This window comes from Nocardioides sp., from assembly GCF_029937575.1.
In the GTDB taxonomy this organism is placed as follows: Bacteria; Actinomycetota; Actinomycetes; order Propionibacteriales; family Nocardioidaceae; genus Nocardioides.
In genome coordinates this window covers 2,061-27,589 of sequence record NZ_JAPYPS010000054.1, presented here as the reverse complement: position 1 = coordinate 27,589, position 25,529 = coordinate 2,061, and the positions used below count along the sequence as shown (strand labels likewise).

Annotated in this window: 20 protein-coding genes; 13 read left to right on the top strand and 7 right to left on the bottom strand. The window is 70.9% G+C overall.

Annotation, left to right across the window (positions count from 1 at the left end; translation table 11 throughout):
• The 5 genes from Q1K33_RS15755 to Q1K33_RS15735 all read left to right on the top strand — a co-directional run.
• On the top strand, window positions 1–696 hold a 696-nt coding region (locus tag Q1K33_RS15755), incomplete at its 5' end, for an ABC transporter substrate-binding protein (RefSeq protein ID WP_300405643.1).
• A 75-nt stretch (window positions 697–771) separates the two neighbouring features.
• Window positions 772–2,121 carry an aspartate aminotransferase family protein gene (locus Q1K33_RS15750; protein ID WP_300405641.1) on the top strand — a complete coding sequence of 450 codons (1,350 nt, stop codon included), beginning with the start codon at window positions 772–774 and terminating at the stop codon, window positions 2,119–2,121.
• Window positions 2,118–3,635: a CoA-acylating methylmalonate-semialdehyde dehydrogenase gene (locus Q1K33_RS15745; RefSeq protein ID WP_300405639.1), complete on the top strand. Its 1,518-nt coding sequence runs from the start codon at window positions 2,118–2,120 to the stop codon at window positions 3,633–3,635. The genes Q1K33_RS15750 and Q1K33_RS15745 overlap by 4 nt, the downstream gene beginning before the upstream one ends.
• 97 nt (window positions 3,636–3,732) lie before the next feature.
• Window positions 3,733–4,446 (top strand): ABC transporter ATP-binding protein, encoded by a 714-nt coding sequence (locus Q1K33_RS15740; RefSeq protein WP_300405637.1) that lies wholly within the window; start codon window positions 3,733–3,735, stop codon window positions 4,444–4,446.
• The gene (locus tag Q1K33_RS15735) at window positions 4,421–5,986 is read left to right on the top strand and encodes a hypothetical protein (RefSeq protein WP_300405635.1); all 1,566 of its coding nucleotides are present in this window, start codon (window positions 4,421–4,423) and stop codon (window positions 5,984–5,986) included. Before Q1K33_RS15740 ends, Q1K33_RS15735 begins: the two co-directional genes overlap by 26 nt.
• Before the next feature lie 27 nt (window positions 5,987–6,013).
• Here Q1K33_RS15735 and Q1K33_RS15730 read toward each other — a convergent pair whose 3' ends face one another.
• Entirely contained in the window at window positions 6,014–6,565 is a 552-nt protein-coding gene (locus Q1K33_RS15730; protein WP_300405633.1) for a hypothetical protein, read from the bottom strand.
• Between the two features lie 36 nt (window positions 6,566–6,601).
• On the opposite strand from Q1K33_RS15730, the gene Q1K33_RS15725 reads away from it, so the two are divergent.
• Window positions 6,602–7,858 (top strand): acyl-CoA dehydrogenase family protein, encoded by a 1,257-nt coding sequence (locus tag Q1K33_RS15725; RefSeq protein ID WP_300405631.1) that lies wholly within the window; start codon window positions 6,602–6,604, stop codon window positions 7,856–7,858.
• Window positions 7,859–7,905: 47 nt separating this feature from the next.
• Here Q1K33_RS15725 and Q1K33_RS15720 read toward each other — a convergent pair whose 3' ends face one another.
• The gene (locus Q1K33_RS15720; RefSeq protein WP_300405629.1) at window positions 7,906–8,292 is read right to left on the bottom strand and encodes a helix-turn-helix domain-containing protein; all 387 of its coding nucleotides are present in this window, start codon (window positions 8,290–8,292) and stop codon (window positions 7,906–7,908) included.
• Window positions 8,293–8,386: 94 nt separating this feature from the next.
• On the opposite strand from Q1K33_RS15720, the gene Q1K33_RS15715 reads away from it, so the two are divergent.
• Both Q1K33_RS15715 and Q1K33_RS15710 read left to right on the top strand, forming a co-directional pair.
• Entirely contained in the window at window positions 8,387–9,007 is a 621-nt protein-coding gene (locus Q1K33_RS15715; protein ID WP_300405627.1) for a malonic semialdehyde reductase, read from the top strand.
• 36 nt (window positions 9,008–9,043) lie between these two features.
• Complete coding sequence (locus Q1K33_RS15710; RefSeq protein WP_300405625.1) at window positions 9,044–10,108, top strand: phosphotransferase family protein; 1,065 nt, start codon at window positions 9,044–9,046, stop codon at window positions 10,106–10,108.
• A gap of 11 nt (window positions 10,109–10,119) precedes the next feature.
• Here the strand turns inward: Q1K33_RS15710 and Q1K33_RS15705 are convergent, their stop codons facing one another.
• The 3 genes from Q1K33_RS15705 to Q1K33_RS15695 all read right to left on the bottom strand — a co-directional run bounded on the left by Q1K33_RS15705 (window position 10,120) and on the right by Q1K33_RS15695 (window position 17,676).
• The gene (locus Q1K33_RS15705; protein ID WP_300405623.1) at window positions 10,120–11,502 is read right to left on the bottom strand and encodes an NAD(P)-binding protein; all 1,383 of its coding nucleotides are present in this window, start codon (window positions 11,500–11,502) and stop codon (window positions 10,120–10,122) included.
• A gap of 93 nt (window positions 11,503–11,595) precedes the next feature.
• Entirely contained in the window at window positions 11,596–13,419 is a 1,824-nt protein-coding gene (locus tag Q1K33_RS15700; RefSeq protein WP_300405622.1) for a SpoIVB peptidase S55 domain-containing protein, read from the bottom strand.
• A 222-nt stretch (window positions 13,420–13,641) separates the two neighbouring features.
• Window positions 13,642–17,676: an Ig-like domain-containing protein gene (locus Q1K33_RS15695; RefSeq protein WP_300405620.1), complete on the bottom strand. Its 4,035-nt coding sequence runs from the start codon at window positions 17,674–17,676 to the stop codon at window positions 13,642–13,644.
• Window positions 17,677–17,914: 238 nt separating this feature from the next.
• Here Q1K33_RS15695 and Q1K33_RS15690 point away from each other — a divergent pair, with 238 nt between their 5' ends.
• Window positions 17,915–18,601, top strand: a complete 687-nt coding sequence (locus Q1K33_RS15690) for a histidine phosphatase family protein (RefSeq protein ID WP_300405618.1) — start codon at window positions 17,915–17,917, stop codon at window positions 18,599–18,601.
• A 57-nt stretch (window positions 18,602–18,658) separates the two neighbouring features.
• Window positions 18,659–19,771, top strand: coding sequence for a VanZ family protein (locus tag Q1K33_RS15685; RefSeq protein WP_300405616.1), 1,113 nt, complete (start codon window positions 18,659–18,661; stop codon window positions 19,769–19,771).
• On the opposite strand, the gene Q1K33_RS15680 is transcribed toward Q1K33_RS15685, so the two are convergent.
• Window positions 19,743–20,459 carry a TetR/AcrR family transcriptional regulator gene (locus tag Q1K33_RS15680; protein ID WP_300405614.1) on the bottom strand — a complete coding sequence of 239 codons (717 nt, stop codon included), beginning with the start codon at window positions 20,457–20,459 and terminating at the stop codon, window positions 19,743–19,745. The two genes, Q1K33_RS15685 and Q1K33_RS15680, sit on opposite strands and share 29 nt — an antisense overlap.
• A gap of 115 nt (window positions 20,460–20,574) precedes the next feature.
• Here Q1K33_RS15680 and Q1K33_RS15675 point away from each other — a divergent pair, with 115 nt between their 5' ends.
• Window positions 20,575–21,528 (top strand): diiron oxygenase, encoded by a 954-nt coding sequence (locus Q1K33_RS15675; protein WP_300405612.1) that lies wholly within the window; start codon window positions 20,575–20,577, stop codon window positions 21,526–21,528.
• Window position 21,529: 1 nt separating this feature from the next.
• Window positions 21,530–23,176: a 4Fe-4S binding protein gene (locus Q1K33_RS15670; RefSeq protein WP_300405610.1), complete on the top strand. Its 1,647-nt coding sequence runs from the start codon at window positions 21,530–21,532 to the stop codon at window positions 23,174–23,176.
• 21 nt (window positions 23,177–23,197) lie between these two features.
• Here Q1K33_RS15670 and Q1K33_RS15665 read toward each other — a convergent pair whose 3' ends face one another.
• A complete protein-coding gene (locus Q1K33_RS15665; RefSeq protein WP_300405608.1) occupies window positions 23,198–23,341 on the bottom strand; it encodes a hypothetical protein in 144 nt (47 codons plus the stop codon).
• A gap of 238 nt (window positions 23,342–23,579) precedes the next feature.
• Here Q1K33_RS15665 and Q1K33_RS15660 point away from each other — a divergent pair.
• On the top strand, window positions 23,580–25,529 hold a 1,950-nt coding region (locus Q1K33_RS15660; protein ID WP_300405606.1), incomplete at its 3' end, for a hypothetical protein.

Here is a 25,529-nt window from a genome sequence, read left to right as displayed (position 1 = left end):
TGGGGCTTCGGCAACGAGTGGGAGATCTTCGCGGCGATGGCCGCCGAGGACCTCGACGCCTCGACGGTCGACATCGTCACCCAGGACTTCAACATGAACGCGTTCCTCCAGGGCGACATCGACGCCGCGCAGGCGATGACCTACAACGAGTACGCCCAGGTCCTCGAGACCACCGACCCCGACACCGGGGAGCTCTACCAGCCCGAGGACCTCAACGTGATCTCGTACGCCGACACCGCCGGCGGAATGCTCCAGGACGCCATCTGGGCAGACACCGAGCGTCTCGCGTCCGACGACGCCTACGCCGACACGACGGTCGCCTTCCTCAAGGCGGTCATCAAGGGCTGGGCCTTCGCCCGCGACAACGTCGACGCGGCGGCCGAGATCACCGTCGCAGCCGGGTCGAGCTGGGGCCCCAGCCACGAGCTGTGGATGGCCAACGAGACCAACAAGCTGATCTGGCCGTCCGAGAACGGCATCGGCGTGATCGACGAGGCCGCCTGGGACCAGACGGTCGCCGGTGCGCTCGCCGCGGTCAACGAGCAGGGCCAGAACCTCATCACCGAGGAGCCGCCGGCCACGGCGTACGACAACACCTACGTCGAGCAGGCGATCGACGAGCTCGGTGACGACGTCGACACCACCGGTGCCGACTACACGCCGGCCGACGTCGAGCTGGTCGAGGGCGGCAACTAGCACCATCTCCGTGGGGGGGGCGCCGACTCGGCACCGGACTGCACAGCACACGACGACACCAGGAGGAGACCGACGATGACGACGGCCCAGCACGACCACGCCGCGCTCGATGCGCGGGCGCACGACCTCGACCGCGCCCACGTCTTCCACTCGTGGTCGGCGCAGGGCGCCCTCGACCCGATGGTCGTCGCCGGCGGGCTCGGCTGCCACGTGTGGGACCACGCCGGCAACCGCTACCTCGACTTCTCCAGCCAGCTGGTCAACGTCAACATCGGCCACCAGCACCCTGCCGTCGTCGCCGCGATCACCGAGCAGGCGGCGCTGCTGACCACGATCTCCCCACCGACGGCCAACCTGGCCCGCGGAGAGGCGGCCCGTCGGATCACCGACCGTGCGCCCGCGGGCATGAACAAGGTCTTCTTCACCAACGGGGGCGCGGACGCCAACGAGAACGCCGTGCGGATGGCGCGGCTGCACACCGGGCGCGACAAGGTCGTCTCGACCTACCGCAGCTATCACGGCAACACCGGCTCGGCGGTCGTCGCGACCGGCGACTGGCGTCGCGTGCCCAACGAGTACGCCCGCGGCCACGTGCACGTCTTCGGCCCCTACCTCTACCGCTCGGAATTCTGGGCGACCACGGCGGAGGAGGAGTGCGAGCGGGCGCTCACGCACCTGCGCCGGGTGATCGAGTGTGAGGGGCCGGCCAGCATCGCGGCCGTCCTGCTCGAGACCATCCCCGGGACCGCGGGGGTGCTGATGCCCCCGCCCGGCTACCTCGCCGGCGTACGACGGCTCTGCGACGCCCACGGGATCGTACTGATCCTGGACGAGGTGATGGCCGGCTTCGGCAGGACAGGGGAGTGGTTCGCCTTCGACGCCTTCGACGCCGACCAGGGCGGGGTGCGACCCGACCTGATCACCTTCGCCAAGGGCGTCAACTCCGGCTACGTCCCCGTCGGTGGCGTGGTGATCTCCGACGAGATCGCTGCCGACTTCGACGAGGCCGTCTTCCCCGGAGGCCTCACCTATTCCGGCCACCCGCTGGCGGCCGCCTCGATCGTCGGTGCGCTGGACGCGATGGAGAGCGAGGGCATCGTGGCCAACGCCAAGCGGATCGGCGCCGACGTGCTCGGCCCGGGGCTGCAGGCACTGGCCGAGGAGCACCCGGTCGTCGGCGAGGTCCGCGGCACCGGCGTCTTCTGGGCGATCGAGCTGGTCGCCGACGAGGCCACCCGCGAACCGGTCCCGGCCGCGCTGATCGGGCGCGCCAAGAAGGAGATGCTCGCGCGCGGCCTGCTTCCCTTCGCCGCCGACAACCGCATCCACGCCGTACCCCCCTGTGTCGTCACCGACGACGAGGCGGCGCAGGCACTGTCCATCTACGACGACGTACTCACGATTCTCGACGAGGAGATCCGATGACCACCACGACCGACCTGCCCGTGCTCGACCACTACGTCGGTGGCGCCGCCAGCCAGGGCACCTCCACCCGCACGGGCCCCGTCTACGACCCGGCCCTCGGCGAGCAGACCAAGAGCGTGCGGCTGGCCTCGGCCGACGACGTCGACGCGGCGGTGGCGGTGGCGAAGGCGGCCTTCGCCGGTCCCCGGGGCTGGGGGAGCTCGTCGACGGCCAAGCGGCAACAGGTGATGTTCGCCTTCCGCGAGCTGGTCAACGCCCGCAAGGGAGAGCTCGCAGCGATCCTGACCTCGGAGCACGGCAAGGTCCTCTCCGACGCCGCCGGCGAGGTGGCGCGGGGGCTCGAGGTCGTCGAGTTCGCCTGCGGGATGCCGCACCTGTCCAAGGGCTCCTACTCCGAGAACGTCTCGACCGACGTGGACGTCTACTCCCTCAAGCAGGCGCTCGGTGTCGTCGGCATCATCAGCCCGTTCAACTTCCCGGCCATGGTGCCGATGTGGTTCTTCCCGATCGCGATCGCGACCGGCAACACCGTCGTCCTCAAGCCGAGCGAGAAGGACCCGAGCGTCGCCAACTGGATGGCCGAGCTGCTGACCGAGGCCGGGTTGCCCGACGGTGTCTTCAACGTCGTGCACGGTGACAAGGAGGCCGTCGACGCGTTGCTCGTGCATCCCGACGTGGCTTCGATCTCGTTCGTCGGCTCGACCCTGATCGCGCGCTACGTCTACGAGACGGGCACGTCCCACGGCAAGCGGGTCCAGGCCCTCGGTGGCGCCAAGAACCACATGCTGGTCCTGCCCGACGCCGACCTCGACCTGGTCGCCGACGCCGCCGTCAACGCCGGCTTCGGCTCCGCCGGCGAGCGCTGCATGGCCGTCTCGGTCGTGCTGGCGATCGACTCCATCGCCGACGAGGTCGTCTCCCGGGTTCGGATGCGGATGGACAAGCTCGTCACCGGCGACGGCCGTGGCTCGGCCGACATGGGCCCGCTGATCACCCGCGAGCACCGCGACAAGGTCGCCGGCTACCTCGACGTGGCCACCACCGACGGCGCCGACCTCGTCGTCGACGGTCGCGACGTGGTCGCCGACGGCGCCGCCGACGGGTTCTGGCTCGGCCCCACGCTGGTCGACAAGGTGCCGACCACCTCGACCGTCTACACCGACGAGATCTTCGGGCCCGTCCTGTCGGTCGTGCGTGTGGCGTCGTACGACGAGGGGCTGGCGCTGATCAACGGCAGCCCGTACGGCAACGGCACCGCCATCTTCACCAACGACGGGGGCGCCGCACGGCGCTTCCAGCGCGAGGTCGAGGTCGGCATGGTCGGGATCAACGTGCCGATCCCGGTGCCGGTGGCCTACCACTCCTTCGGCGGCTGGAAGGCCTCGCTCTTCGGCGACGCCAAGGCCTACGGCACCCACGGCGTCGACTTCTTCACCCGGGAGAAGGCGATCACCAGCCGCTGGCCGGACCCGAGCCACGGCGGCATCAACCTGGGGTTCCCGCAGAACGAGTAGTGCCACCCGTCGTACTTTCGGTCATGCCCGTGGCCCAGCCGGGTGGTTTTCGGACGCGAGCATGGCCCGATCGGGTCAGGGCGGTGAGGATGGACCCATGAACGACAGGCCGCCGATCGTCGACGTCCGCGGCCTGCACGTCCGCTTCGGCGAGGTCGAGGCCGTGGCCGGGGTCGACCTGGTCGCCTACGCCGGTCAGTCCTCCGCGCTGCTCGGTCGCAACGGCGCCGGCAAGTCGACCACGATGCGGGTGCTCGCCGGCGTCGTCCCCGCGACGGCCGGCACCGTGGTCGTCGCCGGCCACGACGTGCGCCACGAGCCGCTGATGGCCAAGCGCGCCGTCGGCTACTGCCCCGACGTCGGAGGGCTGGTGCCGCGGGCGACCCCGTGGGAGCACCTCCAGCTCACCGCGCGGCTGCGACGCCTGCGCGACTGGGAGGACCGCGCCCGCGACCTGCTCGAGCGCTTCGAGCTCGGTGACGTGGCCCACCGGGTCACGGCCGGGTTCTCGCACGGGATGGGCCGCCGGTTGAGCGTCGTCCTCGCGGCGCTGCACGAGCCCGACGTACTCCTGCTCGACGAGCCGTTCGACGGCGTCGACCCGATCGGCGTCGAGGCGACGCTCGAGGTCGTCAGCGACGCCCGGGCACGTGGCGCGTGCGTGCTGGTCTCCACGCACCTGCGCGAGCTCGCGGTCGAGGCCTGCACGACCGTCAGCGTCCTGCGGGGTGGCTCCCGGGTCGCGACGATGGCCTCGACGGAGATGCTGGGCGAGGAGGGTGCTCGTGCCTACCGCGGTCTCCTCGACTGAGCTGGTCCCCGAGCGTCGTCAGCGGCGGCATCCCGTCAGCAACGCCGTCCGCGCGGTGGCCGACGTCGGCTACGTGCTTCGCTTCCGCGCCGGCACCGTGCGTCATCGCGGTCTCAGTGTGCTCGGCGGCCTGCTGCTGCTGGGTGTGACCGCGGCGATCGCGATCGTGCCGGCGTACGTCGAGGGCGCCGGTGGCCCCGCCGAGGCCTTCGACGTCCTCGTCGTCCTGCCCACCGCCCTGGCGGGCTTCGTGGTGCTGGCGATCGTCTCGGCAGCGGCTTCCGGCGGCGGTCGGGAGCTGATCCCGCGCGACCCCATGTCGATCCACCCCATCAGTCCGACGACCGACCACCTCGGGGCTCTGCTCCTCGCCCCGCTCAACATCGCCTGGCTGATCCAGGCGTGGGCCCTGATGGGCGCCACCGCCTTCGCGGTGGGGAGCTCCTACGTCTACCAGGCGCAGGTCGTGGTCCTGCTGTGGCTGGTCGCCGGCACCGCCTTCGCGCAGGTGCTGGCGTGGACGCTCGAGGGGGTACGGCGCGTGCCGCACGGCATCGTCGGCGTCCGCATGCTCAACGTCGTGGTCTTCGGCGTCGCGCTGGGCCTGCAGCTCACCGACCAGATGATCTCCGTCTTCGACTCCCTGCCGACCCGCTGGTTCGTGCTCGGCATGATCGCCGACGACGGTGGCCGCTGGCTCGCGAGCGTCGGCGTCGTGCTCGCCGGGGCGCTCGTGCTGGCCGTCCTCGGCGCCGTACCCGCCCACATCGCGGCTCACCGGGTGCCCCGCGACGAGCTGCGCGTGGAGAGCGGTCAGTACGCCTCCCGCCCCTCGCCGCGCTCCGACCTGGCCGCGATGGTGCGCACCGACCGCGGCTCGGTCTGGCGCGCCGTGCCGATGCGCCGCGGCGTCGCCGTGCTCGCGATCGGACCCGGCGTCGTGGCGGTCCTCGGCAACCTGCAGTGGAGCTCGATGACGATCCTGCCCGGCCTGGTCGCCTCCGGCGGCGCGCTGCTGTACGGCGTCAACGCATGGTGCCTGGACTCGCGTGGCACCCTGTGGCGCGAGAGCCTCCCGGTCCTCCCGCGCACGGTCTTCGACGCGCGGGCGCTGGTGCTGGCGGAGTTCCTCCTGGTCGCCTCGCTGCTGACGGTCGCCGTCGCCGCGATCCGGGCCGGCGTGCCGTCGCTGCCCGAGGTGACCGCGCTGATCTCGACCCTGCTGGTGGTCACGGTGCAGGTCGTCGGCGCGTCGATGCGCTGGTCGTTCAAGCGGCCGTACGCCGTCGACCTCCGCTCCTCGCGCGCCACCCCGGCGCCGCCGTCGATGATGGTCGCCTACTCGGCCCGGCTCGCGCTCTCCACCACTGTCACCGGGCTCTTCTTCTCCGCGCTCTCGCAGGCCGACGACTGGTCGCTCTCGCTGCTGATCGCCGTCGCGATGCTGTCCTGGTCCGGCATCCGGCTGATCCGGGTCCGTCGTCTCTGGGACGACCCGGCAGAGCGAGCCCGCGTCGTCACGACCGTCGCGGTCGCCTGAGCCGAGCCGTCGGCTCGCCCGCCCCACCTACCCGGCGCAGGAGGCCTGGGCGTCGGCGAGAGCGGCGACCTCGGGGGAGTCGAAGCCACCCGAGAGCGTCTGCACGAGGGCGGTCCGGACCTCGTCACCGGTGACGGCGTCGCGCAGGCACGCGGCGTACGCCTCGGCGTCCAGGCCGCCACGGGTCTGGGTCAGCAGGGCGCGCGTGGACGCCTCGACGTAGTCGACGCAGGTCAGCTGGGCGTCGACCCACGTCTCGGCGGTCGCCTCGTCGAAGACCGGGAGCACCTCGACGACATCGCCCTGGCTGTCGACGATGCCTCCGGCCTCGAGCTCGAAGAAGTCCAGGCGGCGCTGCAGGGCGCGTGCGAAGCAACGGCCCTGGCGTCGATCGAGCTCCTCGGTGCTGTTGCCGGTGAAGAGCGCGGCCAGGTCGGCGGTGCTGACCGGCCGTGCCGTCTCCGCCACGACCGAGGCCGACGAGGTCGGCTCGGGCGCGGGGTCGGCGCCGCCCGAGCAGCCGGCGAGCGCGAGGGCCGCGGCAGCCGCGACGACCAAGGAAGACAGGGCACGGGGCACGGGGCCGATTCTCACACGGGGTCCTATGGTCGGGGAGTGGACTTCTCACCTTCTCCTCGCGCCGCCGACCTGACCGGGCGCGTGGCCGCGTTCATCGCCGACGAGGTCGCTCCCGTCGAGCACGCCTACCACCGCGACCTCGCCGAGCTGCGCCGGACGGGCGACCCGTGGCAGCCGCTGCCGATCATCGAGGAGCTCAAGGCCAAGGCCCGCTCGCTCGGCCTGTGGAACCTCTTCCTGCCCGCCGAGCACGCCGGCGAGTACGCCGCGCGCTTCGGCACCGACGGTGGTGAGGGCCTGACCAACGTCGACTACGCCCCCATCGCCGAGCTCACGGGCGGCTCGGCCCTGGCGCCGATCGTGCTCAACTGCAACGCGCCCGACACCGGCAACATGGAGGTGCTGCTGCGCTACGGCACCGAGGCGCAGCGCGCCGAGTGGCTCGAGCCCCTCCTCGAGGGTCGGATCCGCAGCGCCTTCGCGATGACCGAGCCGGACGTGGCCTCCTCCGACGCGACCAACATGGCCGCGACCGCCGTCGTCGACGGCGACGAGATGGTCATCAACGGCAGCAAGTGGTGGTCGACCGGAGTCGGTCACCCGGACTGCAAGGTCTTCGTCTTCATGGGGCTCACCGACCCCGACGCCGACCGGCACCGCCGTCACTCGATGGTGCTCGTGCCGGCCGATGCCCCGGGCGTCAAGGTCGAGCGGATGCTCAACACGATGGGGTACTACGACGAGCCGTTCGGCCACGGCGAGGTCTCCTTCACCGACGTGCGGGTGCCCCTGAGCAACGCGATCGGCGGTCCGGGGGAGGCGTTCGCCATCGCCCAGGGCCGGCTCGGTCCGGGTCGGGTGCACCACTGCATGCGCCTCATCGGCCTCGCCGAGATGGCGCTCAGGCTGGCCTGCGAGCGCGGCCTCGAGCGCACCGCCTTCGGCAAGCCGCTAGCCAACCTGGGCGGCAACCGCGAGCGGATCGCCGAGGCACGCATCGCGATCGACTCGACCCGTCTGCTCGTCCTCAACGCCGCGTGGAAGCTCGACGTCGGCGGGCCGCTCAACGCCCTCTGCGAGGTGGCCCAGATCAAGGTCGCGGCGCCCACCATGGCCCAGCAGGTCGTCGACATGGCGATGCAGCTGCACGGCGGCGGGGGGCTCTCCGACGACCACCCGCTGGCCGGAGCCTGGACCAACGCCCGGGCCCTGCGCCTGGCGGACGGCCCCGACGAGGTGCACCGCGGCGTGATCGCGCGCCTGGAGCTGGGCAAGTACGGCGCCAGCCGCTGACGGGTTGACGGGCTGACGGGACACGCTGCCCCGGGGGCGGTGTGCTGTCAGCGCTCTGCGCGGCAACGCTCGGCGGTGAGGTTCTCGCTGGCCCAGGAGGTGAGGGCCTGCAGCGCGGGCAGGATCGCCCGACCGCTGTCGGTGAGCGTGTAGGACACCGCGACCGGCGGCCCCGGCTCGACGCTGCGGTCGACGAGACCGGCCCGGCCGAGCTCGGCGAGACGGTCGGACAGCATCGAGTCGCTGATCCCCAGGCCGCGCTTGAGGTCACCGAAGCTCGCGGGCCCCTGGATCAGGGTGCCGAGCAGGACGCCGTTCCAGCGCTTGCCGAGGAAGCTGAAGGCACGCTCGAGCGCGGCGTCGCACATCCGCGGCTCGTGGTCGGGGGAAGGCGAGCCCGGGGCGGCCGGGGAGGCCGGTGCGCTCGAGGTCATGTGACAGATCCTACTCCACTCTCGTTCTGGCATTAACTTCTAAAATCGGAGTAACATCAGAGAAGCAAGCAGATCCCAACTTCGGAGGACCACGATGACCACCACTGCTCCCACCACCCTCGACCGCCTGCACGACGACGGCCGCGCCCTGCTGTTCACCGAGGCGCGCACCGCCAACTCCTTCTCGGACGCACCCGTCACGGACGAGGAGCTGGCCGGCATCTGGGACCTCGCCCGCTGGTCCCCCTCGATGGCCAACAGCCAGCCCCTGCGCGTGCTCTACGTCCGCCCCGGCGAGGGTCGTGACCGCCTGGTCCCGCTGATGGCCGAGGGCAACCAGGCCAAGACCCGTCAGGCTCCTGCCGTCGCGGTGCTCGCCTACGACGCCGCCTTCCACGAGCACTTCCCGACCGTCTTCCCCGACCGTGGAGAGATGATGCGGGACAACTTCTCGGGCATGCCCGGCGAGGCTCTCGAGGGCATCTCGAAGTACAGCGCCGCGATCCAGACCGGGGTGTTCCTCCTCGCGGTCCGCGCCCACGGCCTCGCCGCCGGTCCGATGGCGGGCTACGACGGACCGGGCATCGACGCCGAGTTCTTCGCCGGCACCACGTGGAAGACCCACCTGGTCGTCAACATCGGCCACCCGGGCGACAACCCGTGGTTCGACCGGCTGCCGCGACTCGAGACCGACACCGCCGTCGCCTGGGCCTGACCCGACGCAGGCCAGGTCCGCGGCTACCCTCGCCGGGTGGCCGACGACAAGACCGGTGATGCCGGCAACCCCGCCAAGCCCGTCCGCGACGAGGACTCCTTCGACGTCGAGGCGGTCGCCGCCTGGCTCGGTCGCGGCCCCGTCACCGGCGTACGACAGTTCGCCGGCGGGGCGTCCAACCTGACCTACCTGCTGACGCTGGCACAGGGTCCGGACCTGATCCTGCGACGCCCCCCGGTCGGCGCCAAGGCCAAGGGAGCCCACGACATGGGCCGGGAGTACGTCGTCCAGCAGGCGCTGGCGGCAGACTTCGCCCTGGTGCCGGAGATGGTCGGGCACTGCGCCGACGAGTCCGTGATCGGGTCGGAGTTCTACGTCATGGAGAAGCTCGACGGGCTCATCCCGCGCAAGAGCTTCGGCTTCGACATCGCACCCGAGACGGCCTCGACCCTGTGCGCCAGCGCCATCGACGTCCTGGTGGACCTGCACGCCGTCGACGTCACCTCCATCCCGGCCCTGGCGGCCCTCGGCAAGGGTGAGGGGTACGTGGCGCGTCAGGTGGGCGGGTGGACGCGCCGCTTCGCGGATGCACGCACCGACGACACGGGTGACTGGAGCGACATCACCGACTGGCTCGACGCGCACCAACCGGCCGACGTGGGACAGCGGATGATCCACAACGACTTCCGCCTCGACAACCTGGTGCTCGATCCCGCCGATCCGAGCAGGATCATCGGCGTCCTGGACTGGGAGATGGCCACCGTCGGAGATCCACTGATGGACCTCGGCGGAGCGCTCGCCTACTGGGTCGAGGCCGGGGACGACGACATCTTCCAGATGTTCCGACGCCAGCCGACGACGACGCCGGGGATGTGGACCCGTCAGCAGGTCGTCGACCACTACTGCGCCCGAGCGGGTCTGGAGATGAGTCCCGAGCGGTGGCGCTTCTACGAGGTCTTCGGGCTCTTCCGGCTCGCCGTCATCGCCCAGCAGATCTGGTACCGCTACGCCAACAAGCAGACGACCAACGAGGCGTACGCCGTCTTCGGCCCGGCGGTCGGCTACCTCGAGACGCGCTGCCGCTCCCTGCTCGCGGAGTGAGGCGGTCCGGCTCAGCCGGCGTCGCGCGCCAGCTCCTCGAGACGCTGCACTCCAGGGCCGGCGTAGCGCTGGAGGTCGCCCACGGCCCGGTCCAACGCCGCTGATCCCGGGTGACCGGGAGGGATCCGGGCGACGTTGAGGGCGACCCGGTCCGACCACTCCTTGACGTCCGGCTCCGCCGAGAACGACCCCACGTTGCGTGTCCCGAGGACGTTCATCCGTGCCCAGTCGGTCAGCGAGTTGCCGAACGACGACGGCGCGCAGATCCGGTTCTTGACCTCGTCGGCGGCGCTCGCCCGCGTCGCCTCGACGTACCCCGTCAGCGCGGCGCCGAAGCACGGGAAGCCGGCGCGCACGGGCTGGAGGGTGATCGCCCCGGGCTGCCAGATGGGGACCAGCGGAGGTCGTTTGAGCCCGTCGGCCGCACAGTTGACGACGATCGCGTCGTCGGCGATCGCGACCGAGCCCTGCGTCAGGTCGAGCCGACCCTGCCCGGCTGAACGGATGTGGCCGAGCCTGACGACGTGCTCGATGCTGCGCAGCGCCTCGAGCTCCCACGCGCCGAGGGTCGGGGCCTTGGCCATCGTCGGGGTGACCGATCGGTCGAGGCGCAGCATGATGCCGGCCTCCTCCAGGCCGAGGAACAGCGCGTCCAGGGACGTGGCGGAGCCGGCCAGACGCATCATCTCGGCGACCATCCCGAGATAGATCTCGGGGTCGGGCTGGACCACGGCGCGGTTGAGCATCCACGGGTCACGCGGACGCACCCAGCAGATCGCGTCGGGGTCGACTCCGTGGCGCAGCAACCAGACGCAGGCGTCCGTGGCGGTCTTGCCGGACCCGACCACGACGTACGCACCGGGGGGCTCGGTGAGGCGGGAGAGGTCGTTGACCGCGATCACCCGGGCACCGTGGACCTCGAAGCGGGGTGCCGACTCGGCGGGGATCTCGGGGGAGAGGTAGTGGGCGTCGACGACGCGGCAGGACGGTGGGACCTCGAAGTGCCGGCCCGAGACCCGGGAGACGAACGTCCGGTCGCCGACGTAGTCGCACCCGGCGAAGAACTCCACCCGGCCGGAGTCCAGGAGGCGGTGCTCGAGGACGTCGGCGTAGTAGGAACAGATCGTCGCCTGTCCGGCGCGCTCGTGCAGTCCGGCCTCGGGGCCGCTGGTCTGGCGGCCCCCACCCAGGACCGTCGAGGCGACACCGTAGAAGGTGGAGGCCTGGTGCAGCCGGACGAACGGGTAGTCCTCGAGCCAGTGGCCGCCGACTCCGTGACGGCGGTCGACCAGCGCCACCCGCGACGCGGAGTGCTCGACGATCGCGTCGGCGAAGGCCATCCCGCTCGCGCCGGCCCCGACCACGAGGTAGTCGGCGTCGACCCGGTCCGTCATCGCTCAACTCAAGCAGCCCGGCCCGCCGGCGTCCACCGCCGACGGGCCGGGCTTGCTTGCGAGGGTCCAGCACCCGGTCGGGCGCTGCTGGTGCTACTTCTTGATCTTCACCGCGATGCTCTTGTAGCCCTCGACGACGTGGTCGACGGGGCCGAGCGTGGTGCTGCGCGAGAACGGCTTCGACTCCTGGGGCTCCTTCGGCTTGCCGCCGCGGAAGAAGACATCCTCGGAGTAGTGCCCGCCCCCACGACGGCCGCCGCGGGTGCCGAGGGTGACCACGATCTCGTCGTGACGCACGGCCTTGTCGATCCGCTTCTGCAGTGCCCGGACCGAGCGTCCGTAGAAGTAGGAGTAGAAGTTGTTGCCGCCCTGGACCGACAGCTGTGCCCGGCCCGAGGCCTTCTTCGGGATCTTGATGGCAGGCACCGGGATGGTGGCCTTGCCCGCCGAGCCGGACAGCAGCAGGCGCAGACGCACCGTCCCGCCGGGCTTCACGCGCACGGGGGTCGAGCCCGAGACCCGGGTCCACTGCGAGCCGACCTTCTGCTGGACGATGCCGAGGCGGAAGGTGTCGTCCTCGTCGGTCACCGTGTTGTCGGCGGTGATGTCGTCGACCGTGACACCGTCGATGTAGGCGAGTGCGTAGGTCAGGTCGGCCAGCTGGAAGATCGGGTCGTAGATCAGGTCGCCACCGGTGTACCGGTCGGTGAAGCTCAGCTCGAACGGGGTGCCGTTGTCGTCGCCGGTGACCGTCCACCCCTGCAGCGACGTGCCCTCGGCCGAGCCGCCGAGAACGAGGTCGCTGTTGGTGAGCAGCTGGTAGAAGGTCACGTCGGGAAGTGCTGCGCCGACGGTGACGTCGGTCGACCCGGTCCGGGACTTGTCGCCCTGGGTCACCGTGCTCGTCACCGTCGAGGCCTCCGGAGCCGGACCGAAGGGACCGCTGATGCCGGTCAGGCGGTCGTCGGTGATCGTCCCGAGGACGGGTCCGATGTTGGCGACCTTGAACGGCGAGCCGAGCGAGTCGGGCTGGACGTAGAGGGCGTCGGCGGAGTGCAGGCCCTCGGTGGTGGTGCCCTCCAGGAACAAGGGGTGGCCGAAGCCGACGACCTCGCCGTTGCAGACCGAGGTGGCGGTGCCGACGCCGGCGAAGGTGATGTCGCCGTACGACGCCGAGGCGGCCAGGTTGCCACCGGCGATGATGGTCTCCGCGCCCGGAGCGTCGGCGCCTCTGTCGGCGCGACCCATGACGTAGGTGTTCTTCTGCAGATAGTCCGGGCCCTTGTCCTGGGCCTGGGCCAGACGGCGCGCGGAGAGTCCGGCGACGCCGAGGGGCATCGGGAGCTCGCGGAAGCCCTGAGCGGCCTGCTGCTGGGTGATGCCGGCGCGCTTGGCCACGACACGGGCCTGGGATGCGTCGAGCCGCGTCACCGGAGCGGGCGTCTCGGTGAGGTAGTCGTCCATCAGCTCGAACGGCGTGATGCCGGCGATGGGCGAGGCGCCCCAGGAGAGCCCGTAGGCGACGGCACCGATCAGCCGGCCGTCGGCGGCGTAGACCGGCGAGCCGGACATGCCCTGCCACACGCCACCGGTCTGGTCGAAGGCGTCCATGTCGAGGTCGATCATGATCATGTCGATGTCGGGCGCGATGCCGTCCTCGAGCACGCCGAGGACCTCCCCGGTGAAGGCCTCCGGAGTGGTGCCGGACACGACGGTCAGGCCGTCGACCAGGTCGCCCTTGGCGACCTCGGCGACCGGGAACGGCTCGGCGCAGTCGGCGACCGGGTCGGCGCTGGGAGCGGTGGGTGCTGCGACTGCTCCCGGCGTGCCGGCAGCCAGTGCGCCGGCGCTCAGGGTGAGCCCGGCGCAGGTGAGCGCGGCGACCGACAAGCGTCGCCGAGCAGGACGAGAAGACATAGGGGGTGTTCCTCCCAGACGTGGGGGCAGGCGAGTCCGGCCTCCGAGACAACCGGTATGACGCGCTGGGCGGGCTCCTGGTTGCCTGCGAAGAGTAGATCGTTTTCCAGGACGTGCACGGGAATTCCTCCGAGGCTCACCCCCAGAGTCGTCCGGGGGCGCCAGAAGGGGCCTCCGCCGGTGTCGGCGGAGGCCCCACCCAGGTCGTTCGTCAGTGCCGGACTACCGCTTCTTGCTCTTCTTCTTGAGGACCAGGTCGCGCTTGACCCGCACGACCTCACCGGTGTCGGCCTTGAGGAGCACCTTGACCGTCACGGCCAGCTTGCCCTTCCTGTTCAGCACCTTCACGCCCCGCTTCTTCGCCTTGACGGGCAGGGTCAGGAACTGGGCTCCGGCCGCCTCGGCGGTGACGTTGCGGACCTTCTTGCCCTTGAGCAGCACGGACCCCGAGGTGTTGACCGCGACGGTGAGGGTGGCCGTGCCCTTCACCTTGTTGCGATCCACCTCGGTGATCGCCAGGGCGGCCGGGATGACGTCCTCGTCGACCGAGATCGTCAGCGGCGCCGACGTGGTCGTCTGGCCGGACGAGTCGGTCACCACCGCGGTGAGCGAGACGTCCTCGCCGGCGTACTCCGTGCCCGGCGTCCAGCTGAAGGCGTACGGCGACACGGTGCCGGTCTCCACCGGCGCACCGTCGACCAGGAGCGTGGCCGACTCGACCGCAAAGTCGTCGGAGGCCCGTACCAGCGGGAACACCGTCTCCCCGGCCATCACGGTGATGCCGTCGAGCGGGTCGACGAGCGCGGCGCTCGGCGAGCCGTCCACGGTGGGTCCGGCCGAGGTCGGGATGCCGCTGAGCACGGTCGAGGAGCGCTGCGGCGTGGTCACCGTGGCGGCCCCGGTGGTGTCCGGGCCGGAGATCGCCTCGACGCCCGTGCTCGGGTCGGACGGACCGCCCGGGACCGGGTTGCCCTGCCCGAGGAAGCTGCCCCGCAGCTCGAACGGCGCAGCCTCACGCACCGCCGAGCCGTCCGCGTTGGCGTTGAAGGCAGCGAACCCGTTGCCGGTGATGATGTTGCCCGTTGCCGTCAGCGCTCCCGAGGTCTCGGTGCCGGCGTCGGTGAGCAGGAGCCCGAAGGACTGGGAGGGGTCGGGCCGGAAGTAGTTGCCGGTGATCCGACTGCCCTGCACGAAGCCGGTCGCGCCGCTCGTGTAGGCCACACCGGTCTGCGGGTACAGCCGGTTCGGCTTGCCCTGGACGACCGTGTCGGTGACGTAGCCGTTGTCGATGATCCCGGTCCGGACGACGTTGTCGGGGTCGCCGTCGGGGCCCCGGGCGCCGTCGAACAGGATGCCGCCGGACTGGTAGCCCGTGACGAGACTGTCGGTCACGGTGACCTCGGACTCGACGGTGCCCGGCCCCTCGCCGAGGATCAGCCCGGTCTTCACGATGCCCCAGCCGTGTGGCTGGGCGGCGAGCTCGTCGGCCGAGGCGGCCACGGTCATCGGGCCGACCACGCTGGACGAGATGCGACCCGCGGCCCCGAAGAACGCGACGCCGGCCTCGGCGTACACGCTCCCGGAGGTCACGGTGACCCCGGAGAGGTCGACGAACATCTCGTTGGTGTCGGTCGAGCCGAGGGACTGGCGCGAGACGGTGATGACGTTGCCGCCGCCGTCGCGCAGGTAGGGCTCTAGCCCCGCCAGGGTGTCGAGCGACTGGTCGGGCATGATCGTCACCTTGTCGGCGCCGGCGCCCTTGATCTTGAGCGGCTTGGAGATCGTCAGGCCGTTCAGCGCGCCAGTCGCGACCGGGTTGCCGTTGCCGAACACCGGTGTCGACTTCTCCTCGTAGACCCCGTCGCAGACCACGATCGTGTCCCACGGCGACGCGAAGTCGACGGCGGTCTGGATCGAGGTGAACTGGGCGTTGGGGCACTGCGCGCCGTCGTCGTCGACGGTCCACACGGTCGCGTTGTAGGAGTTGCCGACCTGGTCGATCAGGGCGACCTCGCCGGGCGTGTTGTCGTAGCCGGCCAGGAAGTCGGCCGGGTCGGGGCCGGTGGCCGGCGGTCCGAACCCGGCGCCCTGGTCCACCGCGACGCCGTCGGAGAGGACCAGCGGCTCGGCGGCGGCGCTCTCCTGGAAGCGCACGTCGGCGACCTGGATGGAGCCGGACTCGGGAGTGCCGTCCGTGCCGAAGCGCAGCTCGACCTGGTCGACCGACGTGAGGTCGACTCCCTGGTCTGCGAACTCGCTCAGCGGCACCCGGATCTGGTCGAGCACGATGTGGGTGCGGTTGGTGACCGTGCCGGTCGACATGTGCAGCGCGTTGCCCCACCGCTCGTCACCGGCGTTGACGGTGCCCTCGTTGCCGGCGGCGTCGACCAGCGCGATGACGAAGTCCTGCGTCGTCGCCTCCGGGTCGTAGGCGACGGGGAGCTGGTTGCCGTCCTCGTCGAGGCGGTCCTCGTCGGCACCGGGGTTGCGCAGGTCGAAGAAGTTGACGTCGGCGCCCATGGCCAGGGCCTTGAGGCCACTGACGTCACCGGAGGCGGCGGGGATGTCGGCGGTCAGCTCGGCCTCCTGGCCCTCCTCCCAGGCCAGCGCGAGCTGGCGTCCGTAGGAGTGGTTGACCGGCGCGTTCTCACGGATGCCGTTCTGGCCACCGAGCTCGGCCTTGCCCGGCAGCGGGCAGGCCTTGGCGCCGGTCGGCTGGTTGCCCTTGCCGAGCTGGGACGGCGCGAAGTCGTCGGGCTCCGGGTTGCACCAGTCGTAGCCACCCGGCGTCTTCTTCGGCAGGTCTACGCCGCCGTTGTCGAGGTACGGGTAGGCGAAGCCGCTGCCGGACAGGGCGCCGCCGAGGGCATTGAGGGTCAGCGGGTTCTCGATCTCGGGCCGGATCACGTCGATCCGCTCGGCGGGCGGTGCGAAGTAGCTGGTGGTCACCCGCTCCTTGCAGGCGATCCGGAGGCCGGACTCACTCGTGGGACAGGCCGACTCGGGGATCTGCAGGTGCGCGTCGGTGTCGGAGAGCTCACCGGTCAGGTAGGGCTCGAAGGCGCCCTCGCCGCCGACGTAGCGACGGAAGAAGGCCGACATCGTGGCGAGGCCGATCTTCTCCTGGTCGCCCATCCGGTCCGCGTCGCCGGAGATCTTGGTGTTGACCTCGGGGTTGAAGGTGTCCGAGTTGTCGATCACGTACGACGACGGGTCATAGCTGGCGGCACCGCTGAGGCGCAGGTTGTTGGGCTGCACGTTGTTGCCGTTGCTCGGCTGGGAGTTGCCGCAGGCTGCGTCGGGCGTCGTCGTGCCGTCCTGGCCGTCGGCGAACCAGACGGTGTTGTACCAGTTGTGGATCGCGCCCTGCTGCGACGAGAGGACCCGCGGGAACGGGTCGTCGCCGTTGATGTACTGGCTGCGCTCGAAGAAGCGCGCACCCTGCAGGTTGGAGACGTCACCGTCACACCAGGGAAGGATCGACATGTACGGCGTGCCGTACGGCGCCTTGCGCTCGTAGTCGACCGGTGCGAGGGAGATGACGCCACGCAGGGGGTAGCGCGGCCCGTCGGTGCGGATCCGGTTGTAGTCGATGAAGCTCGTCACGGCGTCGCCGCCGCGGGAGTGGCCCATCATCCCGATCCGGGTCATGTCGAGCTTGCCCTCGAGCGTGGTCCCGATGGTGGTGTCGTCGTCGACCGCCAGGCCGCCGGGGGCGTTGGCGGCGCTGAGAGCGTCCAGCGCTGCGGCGATGAGCTTGCGCCGCTGGTGCATGCCCTTCCCCTTGCTGCCATCCTGACGCATCATCAGCTGGTCCTGGGAGAGGGAGAACGTGGTGTAGCCCCAGGTCGCGAGGTTCTCCCCGAGGTAGGCGTAGCCGGCCTCGTTGCGCTTGAACTCGGCGCACGTCGCGTTGGCGCTGTCGGTGCCCGCGTCGCAGGAGCCGTGGTTGCCGTGGACCAGCAGGATCAACGGGGACGGCTCGGCGCGGTTCTCGGGGTAGTACAGGGCTCCGCGGATCTGGAAGTTCACGGCTTCCTGTGAGCTGCCGGGGTTCGGCGCCGCGCCCGAGGAGTTCGGCTCCTGGAGGGCGGCCAGCCCGAGCTTGGTCTCCTGGATGGTCGCGGCGGTGTAGCTGCCACGGTCGAGCGGGTCGGGCAGGTCGTCGAGGGAGATCCTGTCGACGATGGGCGCGACCTGGGCCAGTGGCGTCGCCGCTGAGGCGCTGGTGCTGGCGAGGGAGGTCGGCAGTGCCACGGCCGCCACCAGAGGGAGTAGGAACAGAGCGCGCCGACGGCGCGCTGAGGGGTGCCTCACAAGGGCTCCTTGCAGGGTTCGTTCCGGCGCCGCCACGATCGGCGCCCGACATTGACGGGGTCGATCCGGACGTTAAGGACCACGTATTACGGCCGTGTGCCGGGCTGGTTGCCGTGGACCACCCACCCGACGCCCGGTGTTGCGGCTGCCGGCACGGCGAGTGCCTAGGGTGGGCGCCATGGGTCAACTCATCCTCGTCCGGCACGGCCAGGCCTCGTTCGGAGCCGCGGACTACGACGTCCTCTCCGAGACCGGCAGGGAGCAGGGGCGCGCCCTGGGTCGGTGGCTGGTCCAGGCGGGGGTCACGCCCACCGCCGTGATCCACGGCAGCATGCGGCGTCACCGTGAGACGGCCGAGGCGATGCTCGAGACGGCGGGGTGGACCGACTTCATCGCCGCGGCTGACCCCGGGTGGGACGAGTTCGACCACGTCGGGCTCGTCTCGGGGCACCCCGACCTAGCCGACGGTGCCGATCACACGGCGGTGGACAGGCGACGCTTCCAGCAGATCTTCGAGGAGGTCACCGCTCGCTGGACCTCGGGCGAGCAGGCCGGCGCGCTGGAGTCGTACGCCGACTTCGTCCTGCGGGTGCGGGCGTCGCTCGAGCGGGCGACCAAGGTCTGCGGCAAGGGCGAGACCGTCCTGGCCGTGACGTCGGGCGGTCCGATCGCGGTCGTGGCCGCCTCCCTCGTCGACCCGACGTGCGTCGACGACCAGGCTGCGATGGCCCGGCTGTGGGCGCGGTTCAACACGGTCGCGGTGAACGCGGCGTACACGCGCCTGGTCGTGGGCTCCACCGGAGCGCGGATGCTCACCTTCAACGAGCACCCCCACCTGAGCGGGGACCTCGTCACCTACCGCTGACCCCGCTGACCGCGGGGCCGCCGATGCCCACGTGCCGGTTGGCTCTACCGTTCTCTCGTGTCCGACCAGGCGACCAACGCGCTGATCGCGATCGCGCTCGGCAGCGCGTTGGCGATGCTGCTGTTCGTCCCCACCGCAGCAGTGCAGTACCGCCTCAACGGCACCCTCGGTCCCGGTGACCTGGCGACCCTGCTGTCGGCGGCGGTCTACGGGCTCGCCCTGTGGACCTACACGCTGCTGCCGATGCCGGAGTCGGGCCGGTATCTCTGCAAGACCAGCAACCTCGAGCCGCTCGGCTCGATCGACGGCCTCTGGGCGGGTGATCCCGGCGGCGGGGTGACGGCGCTGCTGCGCGACCCGGTCTTCCTCCAGCTCGCGCTGAACCTCCTGCTCTTCGTGCCGCTGGGCTTCTTCCTCCGCGTCATCCTCAAGCGGGGGTTCGTGGTCGCCGGGCTGGTGGGGCTGGCGGTCTCGCTGCTCATCGAGACCACGCAGCTGACCGGCGTCTGGACCCTCTACGACTGCCCCTACCGGCTCTTCGACGTCGACGACCTGCTCGTCAACACGACCGGTGCCGTGGCCGGGTCACTGCTCTCGGTGATCGTCGTGCGGCGCCGCACGGGCGACGCGGTGATGCCGACCCGGATCACCCGCGGACGCCGGCTGGTCGGCATGGCCAGCGACCTCTGGTTCATGGTGCTCTTCGGCGGCTTCGTCGCGCTGGCCTACCGGGCCGCTGCCGTCTACGGGCCGCTGAGCCTGGACCTTGAGGTCCAGACGACCCTGCAGGTCGCGGTGCCGTACGGCGTCCAGGTCGCCGCGGTGCTGCTGCTGGGGCGCACGGTCGGGGAGTGGACGATCTCGGTGCGCGCCGTGCCGCGTCGCTCCGGGCTCAACCGGTGGGAGCCGGTGTCCCGGCTGGTCAAGCTCCTCACCGGGATCACGCCGCCGGTCGCGCTGCTGCTGCTCGGTGGCTGGTGGGCTCTGGTCGGGGTGCCGCTCTTCCTCGGGCTGACCGTGGCGGTCGCACTCGTCACCCCGCAGTCGCGCGGGCTGAGCCACACCCTGGCCGGGCTCGACCTCCGGATCGCGGCCGACGAGGAGCTCGGTCGTGACGAGCCCCAGGGCCCCGGCGCGCCCGTCAGCCCGAGGCCGGCAGCAACGGAGTAGCCGGGTCGGCGCTGATGCCCTCTCCCTGCAGGACGCCGTCGATCACGGACCAGATCCAGGACGACAGCAGATCGACCATGTCCTCGAGCGCGAGATCGTGCGGTTCGGCGACCCAACGCTCGGCGGCCGCGTCGACGAAGCCGACCAGACCGTAGGAGAGTGGCCGCACGACCCGCGCGTCGAGGCCGAGCAGGACGACGTACTCCTCGAGCAGGCTGACCAGGTGGTCGGCGATCAGCCGCTTCACGTCGTTGACGGCGCTCTCTCCACTGGCCGTGGTCACCGAGTGACGCACCAGGTAGCGGTAGAGGGAGTGGTGCCGGGTCAGCCAGCCGAGGTGCGTGGAGACCGCGGTGCGGATGATCGTGTCCGGGCTTGCCGTGGGGTCCCAGGCGGGCGCGAGGGCCTCGAGGACCATCTGCTCGGCGCGCGACGCGACCTGCTGGTTGAGCTCGCCGGCGCCGGCGAAGTGGCGGTAGAGCCGGGTGCGGGCGACTCCCGCCACGGAGGCGATCTGCTCGGTCGAGACATCGGGACCGTGCCGGTCGATGGCGATCAGGGCAGCCTCGACGAACTCGGCCCGGCGCCGCTCCTGCTGGCCCGACCAGCGGGTCGAACGGCCGTCGACGCCGGTCCTGGCACGCACCTCCGGCCCCGGTTCGTGGGGGTCCGGGGACGGGATCGACACGCCGACAACGTTACGGCACTCACACCCGCGGACCCTGTCGGAAAAGGGGGTACGCGTTGTACCGTCTAGGTATTCGCTACACCGTGTACCACTAAATGTCGCCGTGGAGGTCCCCGTGAGCACGACCGCCTACCCCACTCGCCCGCCCGCAGCCTCGTCCACGCGTCGGCCTGCCGATCGGCCGATCGCCGTGGAGGAGCCGAGCTCCGGCTCGCAGCTGCTCCTCGACTCGGCCGCGGTGCTGTCCTACGACCCGGCCACCGAGGTCGACTGGGACGCGCCGCTGGACCCCGACCACTTCGGCCTCAACCCCGAGTGGAGCACGCTCTACGGCACCGACCTGTGGGACGAGATGACCCATCAGCAGCGGGTGACGCTGACCCGCCACGAGGTCGCCTCGATCATGAGCACGGGCATCTGGTTCGAGATGATCCTGCAGCAGATGGTGATCCGCGACCAGTACTGCGGCAACTACGCCGATCCCGACTTCCAGTTCGCCCTCACCGAGGTCGCAGACGAGTGCCGGCACTCGATCATGTTCGCCCGCGCCTGCGCGAAGATGGAGATCCCGGCCTACTTCCCTCGCCGCTCCAGCATCGAGCTCGGCCGCGGCTTCAAGGCGCTGGCCAGCGCCGAGATCGCCTACGGCGGGATCCTGGTCGCCGAGGAGGTCCTCGACGTCATGCAGCGCGACTGGATGCGCGGCGCCGACGTGCTCCCGATCGTGCGGACCACGAGCAGGATCCACGTGGTCGAGGAGTCGCGACACATGAAGTTCGCGCGCCAGGAGATGCGCGAGCGGATCGCCGGCGCTGGTCGCCTGCGTCGCCACAACTCCGCGCTCACCATTGCGATCGCCGCCAACGTGATCGTCTCCAACATGGTCAACGAGTCGGTCTACGCAGCCGCCGGCCTCGACCCGAAGCGCGCCGTCGCGACGGCCAAGGCCAACGAGCACCACCACACCCTCATGCGCTCGAGCTGCGCCCACCTTATGGAGTTCCTCGACGAGCTGGGTCTGCTCAGCCGCCCCGCGATGAAGCTCTACCAGCGCGTCAGCATGATCTGAGGTGACCAGCTTCGCCATCACGCAGTCGTGCTGCAGCGACGCATCCTGCGTGGCCGTGTGCCCGGTCAACTGCATCCATCCCACGCCGGACGAGCCGGACTTCGGCCTCACCGACATGCTCTACATAGATCCGCGCTCCTGCATCGGGTGCGGTGCCTGCGCCGACGCGTGCCCGGTCGACGCGATCTTTCCGGTCGACCTGCTCCGCGGGACGTCCGAGGAGGCCTACGTCGACCTCAACCGCGAGCACTTCGCCGACGACGTACCTCACGACGAGTGGGACGAGCCCGTCTTTCCGGCCACCCTGGCCCAGCACGCCGCTGACCTGAGGGTCGCCATCGTCGGCACCGGCCCCGCTGCCTCCTACACCGCCTCCGCGCTGCTCACCACCGGTGCCGAGGTCACCATGATCGACCGGCTGCCGGTGCCGGGCGGCCTGATCCGCTTCGGTGTCGCCCCCGACCACCAGAGCACCAAGGCGATCGCGTCCCGGTTCGCGACGGTCCTGCGCAACCCGCGTCTGGAGCTGGTCCTCAACGTCGAGGTCGGCACCCACGTCACCCATGCCGAGCTCCTGGACCAGCACGACGCCGTCGTGTACGCCGTCGGTGCGGTCGCCGACCGCCGCCTCGACGTACCGGGCGAGGACCTCGTCGGGTCGATGTCGGCGCGCACCTTCGTCGGCTGGTACAACGCCCAGCCCGAGATCGCTGCCGACTCCGTCGAGCTCGGCCCGGCTGCGCGCGGGCGGGCCGTCATCGTGGGCAACGGCAACGTCGCCCTCGACGCGGCCCGGATCCTGCTCAGCGACACCGACGGTCCCGGTGGGCTCGCCGGCACCGACATCGCCGACCACGCCCTCACCGCGCTGCGCAGCAGCGACGTGTCGGAGGTCGTGCTCGTCGCTCGCCGCGGACCGGACGAGGCGGCGTACTCCCTCTCCGAGCTCCGGCCCCTGCTCGCCCGCGCCGACGTCGAGGTGGTCGTCGACGGAGGGCCCGAGGTGTCCGCCGTCATCGCCGGCGCCGCGCCGGGCAGCAAGGCCGCCGCGCTCCAGGGCGTGCCCGTCCTCCCGGTCGACTGGTCTGCTCCCGCGGAGCCGACCCGGCGTCGGCTGGTGCTCCGCTTCGACTCGGTGGTCGACCTGCTCGAGGACGACGGTGCCGGCCACGTGGCCGGCGTGGTCCTCGACGGTGGCGCCGCGACGGTGCCGAGCGGACTGGTCCTGCGCTCGGTGGGCTACCGCAGCGAGCCGGTCGCCGGGCTCCCCTTCGACGAGGCGACCCACACGGTGCCGCACACCGCGGGCCGGGTGCTGGACCCCGTCAGCGGCGAGCCGCTGGACTCGACGTACGTCGTGGGATGGATCAAGCGCGGACCCCGCGGCGGCATCGGCTCCAATCGGGCCGACGCCGCCGAGACCGTCGGAGCCCTGGTCGAGGACGCCAACGCACGCCGGATCACCGCGGGTCGCGGGTCGGCTCGTGGCTTCCGACGGCTCGTCCGGACCCGACGACCCGAGGCGCTGGGTCGCCGCGAGGTGGAGAGCATCGACCGGGCCGAGCGCACCCGTGGTGAGGCGTCGGGCCGCCCGCGGGTCAAGCTGGCCACGGTCGAGGACCTGCTGGCGACGGCCCGTCGCCGTTGAGCTCGCGCGTCCCGAGGGCGGTCAGGCCCATGGCTTGGGCTGGTTGACTTCGACGGTGCCGAGGTCGGTGCCGAGGTCGGTGCCGAGGTCGGTGTCGAGGTCGGTGTCGAGGTCGGTCGGACGAGTCGTGTGCCTGAGAACGGTCCCGGGGTGGTGCTGAGGCACACGACCCGCTCGGGCGGCAGCGCACGGGTGCAGCCGGAGGTCGAGCGCCGACCGTCATGTAGTGACGTCCAGGTAACAGCCGGTGCCCGAGCGTTGCGGTCACGTGAACACTGCGTCGAAGGCCTCGTGGCGGCGTGACGGGACCCGGGGCGCCTCGTTGAGCGGATGACGCCGACCGACCGGTCGCCGTCCCCGGGCCCGACTCTCGGCGGCCCCCGATCGCGAGGTCCGTGTCGCCATGCCTGTATCCCTGTCCGTACGCCGTCCAGCCGAGCGGCACCTCCTTGCCGCGCTGCTCGCCGCACTCCTCGTCATCGGGCTGGGCGTCGTCGTCGCTCGCACCGCCGAGGCGGTCGGCCCGTCGGAGACGACCGAGGACCCGGCTGCCACCGGACCGTTGGGCTTCCAGCGGGCGGAGTACGACCTGCCGGACAAGGTGGACGTCGGACTCGGGGCGGCGACACCCGACAGCAGCACCATCCTGGCGATGCGGCAGGCCGGCGTCGTCTACTACCCGGAGACCGGCGACGGCCCGTTCCCGGTGCTGATCTTCCAGCACGGCAACCACGCGACCTGCGAGTCCGGGAGCGTCCTGGATGACCAGCTGCTGATCAGTCCGGCCTTCCTCGCGTCGTACTCGGAAGGCACCTGCTCGACCGACGACGACCTCCTCGACGAGCTGCTGCAGATCCAGGAGTCGGCCTCCTACCGAGGCTACGACTACCTCGCCCAGCAGCTGGCGACGCAGGGCTACATCGTCGCCTCGCTCGACATCAACGACATCACCGACTGGTCCAACAACTCTGCCGAGTCGGGCTACCTCGGCCGGGCACAGATCATCAGCAAGACCCTCGACCTGATCGGCACGTGGGACACCGAGACCGGCCCGGAGGGCATCGGTGACGCGTTGCAGGGCCGGGTCGGGCTAGATCTCGGCGTCGGCGTGATGGGGCACTCGCGCGGCGGCGAGGGGGTCAACATGTTCGCCGAGTACAACCTCACCCGTCCGGCCACGGCTGCCGAGGCCGCGACCCGGATGGACCCGGAGAGCCCTGGCCGACCGCAGCCCGTGCCGGACTTCGGTCCGCGCTACGACCTTGAAGCGGTCTTCTCGCTGGCTCCGGTCGACGGCCAGGGGGGTCGGTTCCCCACGATTCAGGCGACCAACTGGGCCACCGCGTTGCCCTACTGCGACGGGGACGTCTTCAACCTGCAGGGTGCTCCGGTCTTCGAGCGCAGCAAGGACGGCCTCAGCGCCAGCGGCTTCACCGCCGTGCAGTACCTGGTCAACGGCGCCAACCACAACTACTTCAACACGATCTGGACCGCCGACGACGCCAACCTCTTCGGCCTCGGCGACCCGAACTGCAACGTGGCGGCCGGACCCACCCGGCTGCAGCCCGCCGAGCAACGACAGGTCGGTCTCACCATCATCGGTGGCTTCCTGCGCTACTGGGTGGGCGACGAGACCCAGTTCGCCCCGATCGTGCGCGGCGAGAGCCTGCCGCCTGCCGTCTGCCCCAACGGGGGGATCGACATCCCGACGACGGTGACCTGCCGCAACGTCATCCAGACGTCGTACGCCGCTCCGGAACGCCAGGTCCTGCTCCAGCCGTCCGGCACCTTCGAGGCGCCCACCGTGCCCACGACCACGCCGGCCGGTGACCCGATCACCGCCACCGGCCTCACGCTGTCCGCCTGCAACCCGGCCGGTGGCGTCGTCATCACCACGACCGGCTGCCCGACCTCGCCGAACCGCAGCGACGGGCCCCAGCTCACGGCCGAGTGGACCAGCCCGACGGCTGAGCTGAGCTTCGCCCTGCAGGGCGTCAATGCCGACATCAGCGACTTCGGCACCTTCAACCTGCGGCTCTCGCCCAACTACGACCAGCTCCAGGAGCTGCCGTTGGAGGGCGACGTCGTCGTGACGCTCACCGACGCCACGGGTGCCGAGGCAGAGGCCGACTCGTCGACCTACTCCGCGGCGCTCGAGACCCCTCCGGGCTCGACCGCCCGCAAGCAGATCCTGAACGGCGTACGGATCCCGCTCGCCGACTTCGCAGGCGTTGACCTGACCCAGGTCGCGACCATCTCGCTCGGGTTCGGGGGACTGACGTCGCCGACCGGGTCGGTGCAGCTGAACGACGTCGTGCTCCAAGAGCCGGCGGAACCGACGCCGACTCCCACC